Origin of the sequence: Nocardia sp. NPDC056000 (assembly GCF_042269265.1) — a bacterium.
Lineage (GTDB): Bacteria > Actinomycetota > Actinomycetes > Mycobacteriales > Mycobacteriaceae > Nocardia.
Genome location: NZ_JBHJXS010000012.1, coordinates 74,653 through 87,719, shown reverse-complemented (window position 1 = coordinate 87,719; position 13,067 = coordinate 74,653). Strand labels below are relative to the sequence as shown.

At 62.3% G+C, this 13,067-nt stretch carries 15 protein-coding genes and 4 tRNA genes; 9 read left to right on the top strand and 10 right to left on the bottom strand.

The genetic code is table 11. The annotated features are described in order from the left end of the window. Positions 1–22: 22 nt before the first annotated feature. On the top strand, positions 23–466 hold the full coding sequence (locus ACFC4D_RS32160) for a hypothetical protein (protein ID WP_375953906.1): 444 nt from the start codon (positions 23–25) through the stop codon (positions 464–466). Positions 467–493: 27 nt separating this feature from the next. Here the strand turns inward: ACFC4D_RS32160 and ACFC4D_RS32155 are convergent, their stop codons facing one another. Further along, a complete protein-coding gene (locus tag ACFC4D_RS32155) occupies positions 494–1,780 on the bottom strand; it encodes a VWA domain-containing protein (RefSeq protein WP_376068788.1) in 1,287 nt (428 codons plus the stop codon). 321 nt (positions 1,781–2,101) lie between these two features. Here ACFC4D_RS32155 and ACFC4D_RS32150 point away from each other — a divergent pair, with 321 nt between their 5' ends. Next, the gene (locus ACFC4D_RS32150; RefSeq protein WP_376068786.1) at positions 2,102–2,545 is read left to right on the top strand and encodes a hypothetical protein; all 444 of its coding nucleotides are present in this window, start codon (positions 2,102–2,104) and stop codon (positions 2,543–2,545) included. A 168-nt stretch (positions 2,546–2,713) separates the two neighbouring features. Here ACFC4D_RS32150 and ACFC4D_RS32145 read toward each other — a convergent pair whose 3' ends face one another. Further along, positions 2,714–3,262 carry a hypothetical protein gene (locus ACFC4D_RS32145; RefSeq protein WP_376068784.1) on the bottom strand — a complete coding sequence of 183 codons (549 nt, stop codon included), beginning with the start codon at positions 3,260–3,262 and terminating at the stop codon, positions 2,714–2,716. A gap of 1,405 nt (positions 3,263–4,667) precedes the next feature. Between ACFC4D_RS32145 and ACFC4D_RS32140 the strand changes: the two genes are divergently transcribed. Then, the gene (locus tag ACFC4D_RS32140) at positions 4,668–5,507 is read left to right on the top strand and encodes an Eco29kI family restriction endonuclease (protein WP_376068782.1); all 840 of its coding nucleotides are present in this window, start codon (positions 4,668–4,670) and stop codon (positions 5,505–5,507) included. Between the two features lie 611 nt (positions 5,508–6,118). Here the strand turns inward: ACFC4D_RS32140 and ACFC4D_RS32135 are convergent. The 6 genes from ACFC4D_RS32135 to ACFC4D_RS32110 form a co-directional block, all read right to left on the bottom strand. After that, the gene (locus tag ACFC4D_RS32135; protein WP_376068780.1) at positions 6,119–6,898 is read right to left on the bottom strand and encodes a hypothetical protein; all 780 of its coding nucleotides are present in this window, start codon (positions 6,896–6,898) and stop codon (positions 6,119–6,121) included. Next, complete coding sequence (locus tag ACFC4D_RS32130; RefSeq protein ID WP_376068778.1) at positions 6,895–7,176, bottom strand: hypothetical protein; 282 nt, start codon at positions 7,174–7,176, stop codon at positions 6,895–6,897. Before ACFC4D_RS32130 ends, ACFC4D_RS32135 begins: the two co-directional genes overlap by 4 nt. An 828-nt stretch (positions 7,177–8,004) precedes the next feature. Continuing rightward, positions 8,005–8,754, bottom strand: coding sequence for a ferritin-like domain-containing protein (locus tag ACFC4D_RS32125; protein ID WP_376068777.1), 750 nt, complete (start codon positions 8,752–8,754; stop codon positions 8,005–8,007). Positions 8,755–8,907: 153 nt separating this feature from the next. Beyond that, positions 8,908–9,300 (bottom strand): nitroreductase/quinone reductase family protein, encoded by a 393-nt coding sequence (locus tag ACFC4D_RS32120; protein ID WP_376068775.1) that lies wholly within the window; start codon positions 9,298–9,300, stop codon positions 8,908–8,910. Further along, on the bottom strand, positions 9,239–9,691 hold the full coding sequence (locus ACFC4D_RS32115; RefSeq protein ID WP_376069119.1) for an anthrone oxygenase family protein: 453 nt from the start codon (positions 9,689–9,691) through the stop codon (positions 9,239–9,241). The genes ACFC4D_RS32120 and ACFC4D_RS32115 overlap by 62 nt, the downstream gene beginning before the upstream one ends. A gap of 65 nt (positions 9,692–9,756) precedes the next feature. Continuing rightward, complete coding sequence (locus ACFC4D_RS32110) at positions 9,757–10,593, bottom strand: SDR family oxidoreductase (protein ID WP_376068774.1); 837 nt, start codon at positions 10,591–10,593, stop codon at positions 9,757–9,759. A gap of 102 nt (positions 10,594–10,695) precedes the next feature. On the opposite strand from ACFC4D_RS32110, the gene ACFC4D_RS32105 reads away from it, so the two are divergent. Beyond that, positions 10,696–11,124, top strand: a complete 429-nt coding sequence (locus ACFC4D_RS32105; protein WP_376068772.1) for a MarR family transcriptional regulator — start codon at positions 10,696–10,698, stop codon at positions 11,122–11,124. Between the two features lie 40 nt (positions 11,125–11,164). Here the strand turns inward: ACFC4D_RS32105 and ACFC4D_RS32100 are convergent. Next, positions 11,165–11,236: transfer RNA gene (locus ACFC4D_RS32100), tRNA-Val, on the bottom strand. A 349-nt stretch (positions 11,237–11,585) separates the two neighbouring features. On the opposite strand from ACFC4D_RS32100, the gene ACFC4D_RS32095 reads away from it, so the two are divergent. The 3 genes from ACFC4D_RS32095 (at position 11,586) to ACFC4D_RS32085 (ending at position 11,854) form a co-directional block, all read left to right on the top strand. Then, positions 11,586–11,658: transfer RNA gene (locus ACFC4D_RS32095), tRNA-Gly, on the top strand. Positions 11,659–11,681: 23 nt separating this feature from the next. After that, positions 11,682–11,752 (top strand) — tRNA-Cys (locus tag ACFC4D_RS32090). A gap of 27 nt (positions 11,753–11,779) precedes the next feature. After that, positions 11,780–11,854: transfer RNA gene (locus ACFC4D_RS32085), tRNA-Val, on the top strand. A 49-nt stretch (positions 11,855–11,903) separates the two neighbouring features. On the opposite strand, the gene ACFC4D_RS32080 is transcribed toward ACFC4D_RS32085, so the two are convergent. After that, positions 11,904–12,149: a hypothetical protein gene (locus ACFC4D_RS32080; protein WP_364631856.1), complete on the bottom strand. Its 246-nt coding sequence runs from the start codon at positions 12,147–12,149 to the stop codon at positions 11,904–11,906. Positions 12,150–12,313: 164 nt separating this feature from the next. On the opposite strand from ACFC4D_RS32080, the gene ACFC4D_RS32075 reads away from it, so the two are divergent. Together ACFC4D_RS32075 and ACFC4D_RS32070 are read left to right on the top strand one after the other, a co-directional pair. Beyond that, a complete protein-coding gene (locus ACFC4D_RS32075; protein ID WP_375953925.1) occupies positions 12,314–12,607 on the top strand; it encodes a hypothetical protein in 294 nt (97 codons plus the stop codon). Between the two features lie 22 nt (positions 12,608–12,629). Next, on the top strand, positions 12,630–13,055 hold the full coding sequence (locus tag ACFC4D_RS32070; RefSeq protein ID WP_364631850.1) for an AraC family transcriptional regulator: 426 nt from the start codon (positions 12,630–12,632) through the stop codon (positions 13,053–13,055). Positions 13,056–13,067 lie beyond the last annotated feature (12 nt).

Genomic DNA, 13,067 nt, shown 5'->3' with positions numbered 1-13,067 from the left:
CATCGTGTGCGATGCTTTCCCCATGGTGATCCACGGTGAACGTTCGTCCCGAGTCCGGCTGGCAGCGCAGGCCTTCCTAGGCGTGATGCTCATATCCGCAGGCACAAGCCACTTGACCTTCGCCCGCAACGATTTCCGCGCCCAGGTGCCGTCCTGGTTCCCGCTCGACACCGACTTCGTCGTGCTGGCGTCCGGGGTCGTCGAGATCACGCTCGGCGCGGCGCTGCTCGGGGCATGGAAGCAGCCGCGCCGCGCGCTCGTCGGAGCGATCGTGGCCGCGTTCTTCGTCGTGATCTTTCCGGGAAATATCGCGCAGCTGGTCGAGCATCGCGACGCGTTCGGACTCGACTCCGATGCCAAACGCGCTGCGCGGCTTGTGTTTCAACCGGCGCTCGTGGCGTGGGCACTGCTGGCTACCGACGCGATCGGGGTGTGGCGGCGCAACCGGGCGGTGGCTGCCGCCTAAGCGGTCGGCGGAACCGCGCGATGCATGTCAGCGCAAGACATGCGCGGCACGCGCGGCTCGCAGCCAATCGGGGAACTCGCTCAACAGTTTCGAGTAAAGATCCGCGTCACTCATACGATCGATATCGGCGATCTCGAAGAATCCCGCATTGTCGACCTTGCGACCGCGGAGCGTGTCGAGCTTGCGGAGGACACCGAAGTCATTGCGCCCCAACCCGATGAACTGCCAGAACGCCGGGTACTCGGCCGCGGTGCGCATCAACGCGGTAATGGGTCCACGTTTGTGGAAGCCGCCATCGGTGAAGAACAGGACGAGCGTGGGGTCACCATCGGGACGCAGTACATTCAAAATCTCTGTCATGACGGGTATTTCGTCGTTGTATCCGCCGATCGAGCGGTAGTTGATCCCGCCGTGCACTCCACCGATATGGATGAACTCCGCGCACCAGGATTCCGCGGTGTCGACTCGGACGTTGGGCAGCTTCGCGAATCCTGACCCATACAGGTAGGGCTCTAACTCACCATCGTCATCGAGTTGGATCGCGACCGGGATCATCCGCTCGACGACTCGATGAACGACCTTTTTCTTATACAGTTCGGACATGCTCCCGGTCTTATCGATGACCAACAGCACTCGCGCACGTACCCCGTCCGCGCCTTTGGCGAGCAAGACCTTCGCCACCTCGCGTTTGCGAAGGTCCAGCTTCTGACGCTTCTCGAGGGAGAGCTTCTGCTCGCCCGCAACGGTGCGCACTCCCCCGCGCTCAACCGCGACCGCAACCGGTGTCGGGCGCGGAGAGGGGGCGGGAGCGTCATCGACCGTCACGCCGTGATCGGTGACCAGTGCGGCGAATCCGCCGGCATACCCCTGCCCGACCGCGCGCACCTTCCAACCGGCGCCCCGCCGATACAGTTCGAGTGCGATCACTACCGATTCGGGGCCGAGTCCGTCGATTCGGTACTCGCACAACAGTTTCCCCGCGCGGTCACTGAGTGTCACGACGGGTGCTTGATATCCGCCGAAGGTCGCCTGCGGATCCTCGAGGGTCAGAACCGCGCGGAGCTGATCGATATCCTGCGGAATGTGCCCGAGCGAGATATGCAGCGCGCCAGGAGTTCCCGAGGCCAGTTGCACACCCGGACCCACGGGCTGATTGAAGAATATGAAATCAGCGTCCGAGCGCACCCTGCCGTTCGCGGTGACAAGCAACGCCGATAGATCCGCGGCGGCAGTGGTCCGTAGCGTGATCGTCACCTCGGTGACGGCTATCGGCGCGTTCTGGCCCTTCGACAACTGAGACTCGGCAATGGTCATAGGTGCCCTAATCGGATCGAAAAGAAGGTATCCAACCAACCCTACGAGCCCACTCGCACGGCGAACCGGCGATCGCCGTAACCGAGCAGCACACGCCATCAGGACACGCAGGAGCTCATAAGCGTCTCGTCGGTGGGGCCGTGCCGGAATCCAGCGAATTGGCGGCGGTAGTGCGCACTCCAGGTTTTGAAGTATTGACATTTCAATTTCTCCACGCGGAGCCTCGCCGCGCGGTTACCGTCGGAGCGGCACTTCGGGTGCCGATCACTCCAACGGGAAGTACAGATGAGGCAAATAAGTTGGGCCGCAGCCACTGTGGCCATGCTGACGATTCCGGTCGCCGCGGCGGCATCGGCGTCGGCCGCGGTCGACAGCGTGAACATGATGCAGGTCCTCACCGGCGCCGGCTGGTGCGAAGGCGCGGGCAACACCTGCACGATCCTGGTGTCCACCAGCGGCGCGGACGCCCTGACACCGGTCACCATCACCCTGGCCGGCCAGAACGTCGGCACATTCACCCCGCAGGCCGGATCCACCCCCGGCACGGGAAGCATCCAATACGTCTACCGCTCAAAGCTTCCCGAGGGCATCTACAACCTCACGGCAACCCAGGGCTCGTCATCCAAGTCGATGACGATGCAGAACTGCGTCAACCAGCCGACAGGCAGCTCCACGGCCTCGGCGCAGTGCACCGGAAACAGCATCCTCGGCGTGCTCCTGATGCCGCTGATCATCCTCAGCGGATCCGGGCACACGCAACTCTGAGGGGCTCGGCGGCACATTAAGTCCCGGCCGCGATGGCGCACGAAAGCGGCCGGTCATCGCGATACAGACGATGCCCGGCCGTCTCTCCGCGGTTTCTAAATCTCGCGGCCCCTGCGCGAGTTACCTTATGACCCAATCGATTCCAGCTCGCGCGCAGTCGAATCCGACCTAAAGCCGTTGCCTGCCGAGGAGTCTCGATTGCTCGAGCTTCAGGCGGGCGAACCGGTCACGGGTGTAGTCATGTAATTCCGGCGCCGGAAACTTGATGATCGAGACGTGCTGCCCACGGTTACCCTCCGACCAACGGGCGAGAGTGACCTCGTATCCAGATACATGGGCGCACAGCTCGAGCAGGACAGCTGGCATCTCGGACTCGATGAGAAGATCAGCTTTGGTGACGACGACATCGCGCATCGCCCTGATATTCGGAATGAAAACCGTTGTGGCCCAGCACTGCCACTCGGCGAGGTCCCGCTCAGCCGGAACCGGAACATCGCAGATAGGACAGCGCCCATCAGCCAGGGCGAAGTCCGCGTGAAAGGCATCGAACGTGCGTTGATTCGCTTCCATCAGCGCGAGTAGCGGTCCGTAGAACTCGCTCAGCTGCTGATTGATTCGCACCAGCCGGGCCTGACGCTGGCCCAGGCGAAGGCCATTCAAGTACGTAGCCATATAGCCCACGAACGCCAATCCGACGGTCATCCCCACCGTGACCATAGGAACGATGATAGAGGGTTCGGTGCTGGCGACCGAATGCCGACGTGTAGGCGAATCCCCCACGCATGGGATGGCCTCGTGGGCATCAAGATCGCGAGCGGAACCTCGGCGGGCCCGATTCACGCATCCGGGACGATTGCAGCGATTCCTGGGCATACGATGAATCGAAGAGGGCCGGCCGAAACGACAGGACCGTGCTGTGAAGAATGATGCTGGTAGTCATGAGCGCTGTGCCGGGAAATGCATGTTGCAATCTTCGAAGTCCGCATTGGCAGCACGTGAGTCCAAATACGCACTGGGACGGGGTCAGCTAGACCGACTATTGGGGTTGCTCGAGGGGCGGTGCATGGTCTGCCTGCGTTGCCACGCAATGGTTGTCGATACGACTACCCGGGCGGCACAGCGCAGACCGCGCGGCCTACTTTGCCGATTCTGCAAAACACGAGTAGCAGTCTTCGAAGGAGCATACAGCGAACATGAGCGCTTCTATTCACTATGCAGATGTCGCGTGGCGGACACCCTTGAATGGGGCCCGCGAATCACCGCAGCCACGGCACACTATCTCTCTCGGACAGCAGCAATAGAGTCCTACCCTGCGAACCAGCAATGGGTCGAATTCCTGATCAGCGATCTGCGAGCCAAAGGCACTGATCCACAACGGATCTGGAGCGGTTCCCCACTTTCCGAGCTCCCGCAGCCTCCGATGCGGAAGAGTGCACCGATCGCGCCCAGTTTCGGCGCCAACCCACCGCTCACCCGCATCCGATGCCGGACCGAATGCCGAGACCACGCCGAACACGTTTACATCGCGTGCTTCGACGAACCCACAATGCTCCGTGATGCCGACACTCACAGTGCGGTAATGCATTACGTCGGATGGACGCGCCAACAACCGCCCGAGCGCCGGGCCAGCCAGCACGGTGCGATCTACCGAGAATCGTTGGTAGCAATCATTCCCGGCACGGAGCACGATGAAGAGCTCTTGAAGATCGGGGGTCGGTGCCCAAAATGCGACCGCCCGCTCGAGTACCGCCCCTAACTCGGTCGAGATCAAGATCTACGCGAAGTTCAGCAAGACATGGTCCCAGCTGGGATTGAACCAGCTGGATGCAGTCTCAGAAACATCGTCTCTACTTGCTAGCGATGCCCGTCGGCTCGCATACGAGCCGCGCGCCCGGCAACCCGCCCGCGGCGGCCAGTTCGAGCTCAACACCGGGCAAATACGCCTGATCCGCCGAAGATCGAACTAGGGACACAAGGGCAGACCGTGTACGAAGGACCCAACATAGTTGACGAACGTTCACAACCCCCGTATTGTCACCTGTACACGCAAATATAGGCACGCGTACACAGACCGAAGGGGTGCTGAATCGTTACCAGTGACAAGTCGCGCGCGCCCCAGCTGATGGGCATCGCCGAGATCGCCGAGTACGCGGGCATGAGTCGGCAGGGCATTTCCAACATGCGAAGTCGCGACGACTCCTTTCCTGCTCCTGCGGCAGAATTGAAAAGCGGCCCTGTCTTCCTGGAAAGTGAGATTAGATCCTACTTCGAACCAGGTTTCGCACCGATCCCTCCGACCGCAGTCACGTCATATTCAAGTGAGCGCTACACCCCAACAGAGTTCGACCCGCTCGACAAGGTCAATCTGATTGGCAGTGTCGTCAGCACATTGTTCGCTGGACCCGCGTTACCGCTCGCGCAGTTCGAGCCGTTCAACGGATCTGGTGTCTACTGTTTGTACTACTCAGGGGACGATGAGCTGTACGCACCGATCGCTGCGGGTGACTCCTCCCGGCCAATTTATGTTGGTACTGCACTTGCACATGCACGTGCTGGCAGCGGAATGGTATCGGCGTCCAGCTCGCAGGCATTGACCCGGCGCCTTAGCGTTCACGCAAAGAGCATCGAAACTGTGCAGCTACACGATGCAGTCGACAATAGGCACCGACTCTTCCTGCACGACTTCTCGTTCAGATGCCTCATTGTGGACGAGATGTGGGCCCGACCGGCTGAGGAATGGATCCTGAAGCGCTCGGCTCCGATCTGGAATTCTGTTGTTCCCGGCCTGGGGAGCCACGATCCTGGCCCCCGTGGCCGATCCGCCAGAAGAGCTCCTTGGGACGAGTTGCATCCTGGCCGCGCGAGGTCCGTTGCGCAAGAGTCCGGGCACACAATCGACATTCTTGAAGCTCGCGTAAAGGAGCACTTTGCGCGTGAGTTCGAATCGGGGATAGAACCGTGATGGTTGACTGGGTGAGCGTAGTCGGCGTAGTCGGAATACCGGCCACACTCGCGGCCATGGTACGCGGTGGCATGTTCTTCTATGCATTACGTGGAACACACCCCAAAGACCGGCCCGCCATCATTAGTGCTCTCGGCAGAATGTACAAAGACGCGCGTCCAGAATTGCCAGCCGCTCGTAGACGAGCTCACCCGCTCGAACCCGGGTCGCCAAATACGCTCGGCGAACCGTAAATTGAGGCGAGGTCGACGGAACCCGACCGGCGCGGGTCTGGATTTCATGCGGGATGAGAATGCGCGTGCGGCAAGACCGACCCCGCAGGACCCCAATTCGGGAAGCGGACTTCGGTGTGCAGTTGGTTGCAAGAGAGCTCCGTCCGGACCAGGGCCCATGGCCAGAACCCCGGTTGGGCTTTCGCACCGCGGAGCATGAGGTCCGTCCAACGGCGCGAAAGCCTGTGGTTGACTAGTCGTTGCCGTATTCGGGTTCGAAGTCGTCGGGCTCGTGCATCACAACCTCAAATGATTCGGGCAGGTGAGCGGCGCTGATCTGCTCGGGTCCGCTCAGAATGAGACCACAGTGCGCGCAGGCGAAGGATTCGCTGCGGATCGTCAATATGATTTCTGCGTCGATGTACCCGTTAATCTCGTCATCCCAGCCGCCTCAGTGCGCTCCTCGTCGATCTCGGTTTCACCCCCGAGCTCCCCGGTTGTCCCGCATGCCAAGCAAAGGCAGTGTTCCATGTACGGGGGCTGGATCGTGTTGATTCTGCGGGTAAGTAGAGCCATTTCCGCCGGTGGCAGGTTTCCCTGCGCCAACCGGGTGGCAACGTAGCGGGCACGATCAATTCGTGCAGTGACCATTTCAGCGATGTGCTCGTCGAACCTGACTATGGTTGCTTGCACACTCACGATATTGTCGCTGCCAACCAGCTCTTCGAGTGACTTGTCTTGGGCGGCAAGGAGAATGCTGGCCAGTGGCCAGTAGCGTTGCCACCAAGACTCCGGAGCGACTCTCGGGCAGAACGGCCCGCCGGCATGCAAGTAAGCATTGCGGTTTCCCGCGATCTGGATCGCGGTGACTTCGTTGAAGTTTGGGGCAATCACTTTGCAACGCATGAACACGGTCTTGGCCGCAATGGAGACAAACTTGTCGTAGTCCTCCCCCACACCTGCGGCCAGCATCAATGATTTGGCGTTGACCGTGCCGCTGGCCGGGGTATCGGCGATCAACACCGGATGTACCTTCACGAGCGCGGCTTTGCCCAGAAGCTCAAGAGCTGCTGCGGCCCAGAAGGCGCGTTCTTCGAAGTCGTCGGTGTCATCGAGTGCGCGGTTGACGAAGACGACGGCTTTGGCCCAGAGCGCCGAGTATTCGAAGGGGATCGTCACTCGTTCACCACACGATCGAGCATGAGCCGCCGCAGGATTCGCTTCGGTTCGCCGTCGGCGGCACCACGGCCATGTAGGCATGCGTGATTGTGAATGACAAGGGTGCCCGGATTTGACCAGTCGTGCTGGTAGGCAGGTTGCAGATTGGCGACCGCAGCGGCGACGCGTTTGGATCGGGGATCAACGGGGGCCATACACCCCGGGTCGTATCGAAGGCGCTTTTCACTGACCGCGGCGGTGTAGTCGATTCCTGCGCGAGGATCGAGCAATCTGAACATACCCAGGGTCAGATCCGGTTGCTGGCCACCGTCCGGAGCTGGTCCAACTGGGCAACAGGTGTGGCCACGATTGACCCGGAGCCACCGCCGAGTTCCAGGAGAACGAACTCCGGCGTGCACCGCATCGAAGCACCATCGGTGTGCAAGGGGAATGATCCGGTGCCGTACTGGGCGCTGAGTGATCTCCGATTCGCTTGTTCAGGGGGTGTGGGAGTCAATTCGACGATGCTGGGTTTGCCCCGGCGTGTGGCACAGGGCGAAAACTGCCCCCAGCCACAACCGCCCTCTCGATCGCGTCCAACGTTTCCTGTATCACGCTCCACCCCGACAAGGTGGCGCCCCATATCGCGGAATCCAATGCCCGCCCGACCCGGACTGTCTCGGCCGCATCCTTGATCACCATGGGCGGCAACCATACTCGGCCCTGCGCGTGTTCCGTGGCAGTGCGCGGGCTACCTCCAAGTCCCCGGTTCTCGGCACTAACCGTCGCCCGGCAACTACCACCGCCGGTTTCGGAGTGAGCAGGTGTCAGCGCCGACATCATGCTGCGCACTATCTCAAGCGAACAGCTCAAGGCATACCGCTTCCACGGTCAGATCTGGATCGCCATCGAAGCTTCCAAGCCACGATGCGACCAATCCGCTGAGATTTGCTCCCCTAAGCGGCACCAGCAGCCCACGGAGCGACCCCGCTTTCAGGGCGGCTATCTGGCACGAAAAGAGCAGACCAGAACCTTTTAGGGCTCTGACCTGCTCTTTCGTTGTGGTCCCAGCTGGGATTGAACCAGCGCGGCTTCCTCCTGCGCCACCGCTGGCAGGGTCGGCGGCGTTACCCGACGTCGGAGTCGAGGACCGCGGCTGCGGGTTCGACCGCAGCACTGACGGTGGCGGCTGCCACGCCCCTGAAGAGGGCTATGACGTCTCGGATGAAAGCTGTTCGGGTGACACCCAATCGACTCAGGGCGGCACCGTGATCGAGGACTACGACGAGGGTTGCGCCGATAAGGACGAACCACCAAGTCAGCAGGAATAGGGACCGGACTGGGCGTTGATTCGGAGCGAAAGCGGCGCGCAGCCGTTGACAGTGGAAGGGTACGTGGCGGCGTTCGTCCTCGAGAATCAGGCTGGCCACCGTGGTGGTGAGTGGGTCGGTGGTGCCGTCGCGCAATGCGCGGTAGTAGCGGAGTGCAACGACTTCGGCGATGGACAGGACCATCAGTTCCAGACGCAGACCCAGGGCACGGCGGAGGCGGACGAAGATCGCATCGGTCCAGTGGGCCGAGATCGTCTCGTAGCCTGCGGAATTCAGCAGTTCGCGTAGCAGCCGGGCGTGGTTGATTTCCTCGGCGACGAACAGTCGGGTCGCTGCCGCGTATTCCGGATCGCCGGCTGCTTCGGCTTTGCGGATGAGGTTGGCGCCGTCGCCGCTCTCGCCGACTTGAAATCGTTGCACGCTGCGTGCGATGACCGGATCAAGTCGTGCCCCTCCGCACCATTCCGGATCTCCAGCAGTCGAGCGTGCTACCGCCTTTGCCTCGAATTCGATTGTCCAACGGGTGAAATCGTCAGCATGCCCCATGACACCTCTTCCGCTCTGCCCCAGCGATAGGGGATCGATCATCGAGCCTAGAAACCAGATGTGTGGATCGGGCGAGCTGTTTGTGGAGATTCTGTATGCGGCATTACGCAGAGGGGCGGAGAGGTGATCGCGACACACCACCGAGCAGCAGGGTCAGGCCAAGTCGATGCGAACTGTCAACAAGTCGGTGCCGACCGCGCGTACCACGGTGCTGTTGGCGCGCGGCAGCCTGCGGAGTCGGGCTCGTACATCGTCCTCTGGCACCAGGTGCGCGGTGCCGGAGTACCAACGGCCACGGATGCGGAGTCGAACCCGGTTGTCCGACTGGATGTTTCGGATGTATTGCGGCTTCTCACCGAACTCGGAGACGAGCCAGAAGGAGTTGCCTTGGCGGCGGCCGCCGATGGGGGTGGTTCGGGGCTGACCGGTCTTGCGGCCTGTTGTTTCGAGCAGGGTTTGGATCGGCAGTCGGGCCAGGATCGGGTTACCGATGTATCGCTGGCCGGTTGTCACCACTCGGTGTTGCAGGTCTCGCAGCTTGGTCACGAACCCAACGTACGGGAAGGGAAGATGCCAGGGATAGGAGGCCGAAAGCTAGGACGGCGGCTGTTGTTCGGGCGAAATGGGCTAGCTGCCAGCGGTTGCGGATGTTCGACCAGTCGTCGGGTGGGGATTGGATGGTCCAATCGAGTTGGTCGGCGTTGATTGGGAGGTTGACCACGAGCGTGAGGCCGAAGACGAATAGGAGTAGCGCTAGGGCGGTCAGGGGCAACCAGCGGGTATTCGTTTGGAACGTGCGGTAGGCGAGGAATGCCGTGGTGAGTAGTGCGGGCAGCAGGGTGGCGACGGCTAGTTTGTCCAGGGAGTCGAGTTCGACCTGTCTGACCTGGGTGTAGACCGCACCGTTGAAGTGGCGTAGGGAGAGCTCCAAAACCATTACGCCGGTGAGGAATCCGGCGAACAGGCCGGTGAATACGAGGCTGGCGACGCGCGTGTATCTCGTCATGCCCATGCTCCCGCGTGGTCGGCGGCCCAGGTTGCGAAGGGGCGGGCGGGGCGGCCCAGGATCGTTTCGATCTCGGTGGTGACCGTCGCGGGTTGATCCAGTTCGCGGCGGTAGCGCGCCATCAGCGCTTGGACGAAACCTTCGTCGAGACCGTTGCGGATCATGCCCTGGGCTGCCAGCTCCGCGGGGACCTCTTGGAAACGCAGTGGCCTGCCGATCGCTTCGCCGATGATCGGGACCATCGCTTCGAGGCTGAGCGCCTCGGGGCCGGTGATGGCGATCTTTCTGCCGAGCAGCGAATCGTCCAGGAGCGCACGGGCGATCATGTCGGCGACGTCGCGCTCGTGGATCACCGCCTCGGTGAAGCCGCCGTACGGGCCTCGGACGGTATCGCCGAATGCGAGTTGGCCGCGCCACATTGCGAGGGTGTTCATCGCGAATGAGCTGGGGCGCACCGCAATCCATGGCAGACCGCTGTCGATGACGGCGCGCTCCACCTCGGCATTGCGGTCGCCGTTGCGGCGGGACGGCTGATGGTCGAGGGGGTCGTCCACATTGATCGCCGACATGACGACCAGTTTCCGGACGCCTGCTTCGGCGGCGAGCCGCACGAGCTTGTCGGTGTCGTCCTTGGCCGCGCGGGGGTGGACGAAGAGCCCGTGAACGCCCCGCAGTGCGGAGCGGATCGACTCTGGCGCAACAGCTTCCACTCCTGCGGGGAAAGCGGCCGTCGCCGGGTCGCGGGTTACGGCGCGGACCTCGGCACCTTGGGAAAGCAGGGCTTCGATGAGTGGGCGTCCGATGATGCCGGTCGCTCCGGTCACGAGGTACATGAGGTGATCCATTCGGTTGTCGTATAGTACGAGAACCGTAGCATATTACTTTGGGAGTCGTACTATATGAGTTCCGTATCATCTGCTCATCGGAAAGCGACCGTGGCACTCAAGGGGTCGCTGCGAGAGCTGAGCAATCAGCTGTCCCTGCTCAACCGGCGGGTCGGGAGCAAGGTCGAGATGAAGGATGTCGACCTCGACTGCCTCGACCTGATCAATCGGATGGGTCCACTCAGCCCGAAAGCGCTGGCCCATGAGGCCGGGCTGCATCCGGCGACCCTCACCGGAATCCTCGATCGGCTCGAGAAGGGTGGCTGGATCGCCCGCGAACGCGACCCGTCCGACCGCCGGGCCACGCTGATCCAAGGGCTGCGGGAACGCAATGCCGAACTGCTGAGCCTGTTTTCCGGGATGAACTCGTCCCTGGACGAGATCTGCGCCGACCACAGCGCGGCCGAACTCGAACTCATCACCGGGTTCCTGCGCCGCGCCGTCGCCGCGGGGCGCGACGCGACCGAGAACCTGACCTGAATACGAAAAAGCCGCAGATCGATGATCTGCGGCTTTGCTGTGGTTCTAGCTGGGTTCGAACCAGCGACCCCTCGCGTGTGAGGCGAGTGCTCTCCCACTGAGCTATAGAACCGGGAGATGTTGCGGTGTTCGGGCGGCTGTTTCTGTGCTGCTCGAACGAGAATGAAGATTACACATAGGGGTGGCAGGACGCCAAATCGCGTGCACAACGGCGTAAAAACGGGGTTCTACGGGGAGGTGTGACGGGTGAGGTTTCATCTGGGTGTTGCCGGGGCGATACGGGGGTGTCGTGTCGACGAGGTTGGGTGGACGGGCGCGGTTTCGGTCCCGGAGCGGCGGGACTACACGGGTGTAGTTCATATTTACCCCTGTTTACCAGGCGATTTGTTACCTGCGCCGCGGGTCGGCTAGTGTTCTACCTCGTCAGCCGGACGGCCGCAAGGTCCCCGGGAGACAGAAATGCGGATGTAGCGCAGCTGGTAGCGCATCACCTTGCCAAGGTGAGGGTCGCGGGTTCGAATCCCGTCATCCGCTCGAGGGGCCAACACGGCCTGCTTGGCGGTGTGGCCGAGTGGTGAGGCAACGGCCTGCAAAGCCGTGCACACGGGTTCGATTCCCGTCGCCGCCTCTTCTTTATGAAGAGACATAAAGACCCGCGCGATTAGCTCAGCGGGAGAGCGCTTCCCTGACACGGAAGAGGTCACTGGTTCAATCCCAGTATCGCGCACCAGAGTTCACGAAAGGCCCGGCTTCGGCCGGGCCTTTCGTGTTTATCCAGGTCAGTGGGCCGACAGGCTGCTGAGTACCCCGTCCAGGTAGCCGCCGCTGAAGGCGCTGCCGAGGTTGGCGGCGGTGCTGCCGGTGTTCACGGAGCCGGCGCCGATCACATTGCCCAGGTCCGAAGCCGAGCCGGGGGTGATGTCCACCTCCTGGGCGTTGAGCGGAAGGCCTTCCGCGGCGGCCGTGCCGGCGACACCGCCGAGGAAGGCGAGAGCGGTCGCGCCGACGAGAATGGTGCGTTTCATGAAGTTGTCCCCTAATCCGGATCTCTGGCGGGCGCGGTGCTATCCCGCTCCGCCGGGGCAGAGCATATGAAACATTTCCAATTCAGATGAGGGTTTCAGGCGGATCACGCAGTGCCGCAAGCCAGATCGCGACGACCGCCGGACGCACCTGCCAGACTGGCGGTATGACGGTTCGCAACCCCGGGCAACAGCAGAATGGCCGATATGTACAGCCGCCACGGGCGAAACGGTCGCTGTGGGGAAAGCTCACCCGGTTCGGGATCGTTCCGCTGCTCGTCTTCCTCGTGGTGCTGATCTTCTTTCCGCTGATACTGCTCGCCGCGCTGATCTTCCTGCAGCCCCGGCACGAACCGGTCGCGCCCGCCGCGCCCTCGAACGGGGTCGCGGTCACCGCCCCCGCGCCCATCACGAGCGCGCAGACCTGCTATCCCTTCCAATTGGACTGCACGCCTCGGTGAGTCGGCGCTTAGGCTCATACCCATGACCGGTACACCCTCCGCCGAACAGCATCTGCGTGACCTGGCGCGCCTGCGCAAGGTCCGCGATCGCATCGATCGCGAGTACGCGCAGCCGCTGGACGTGGTGGCGCTGGCGCAGGACGCGCATATGTCGGCCGGGCATTTGAGCAGGCAGTTCAAGCTCGCCTACGGCGAATCGCCGTACAGCTATCTCATGACGCGGCGTATCGAGCGGGCCATGACATTGCTGCGACGTGCGGATATGAGCGTCACCGAGGTGTGTTTCGCGGTGGGGTGCTCCTCGCTGGGGACGTTCAGCACGCGGTTCACCGAGTTGGTCGGCGTACCGCCGAGCACCTATCGCAAGCAGGAGGCCGACGCCACCGTCGGGATTCCGGCGTGCGTGGCCAAGCAGGTCACCAGACCGATCAGGAATCGAGAAGCCTAGGCATCGGATCAG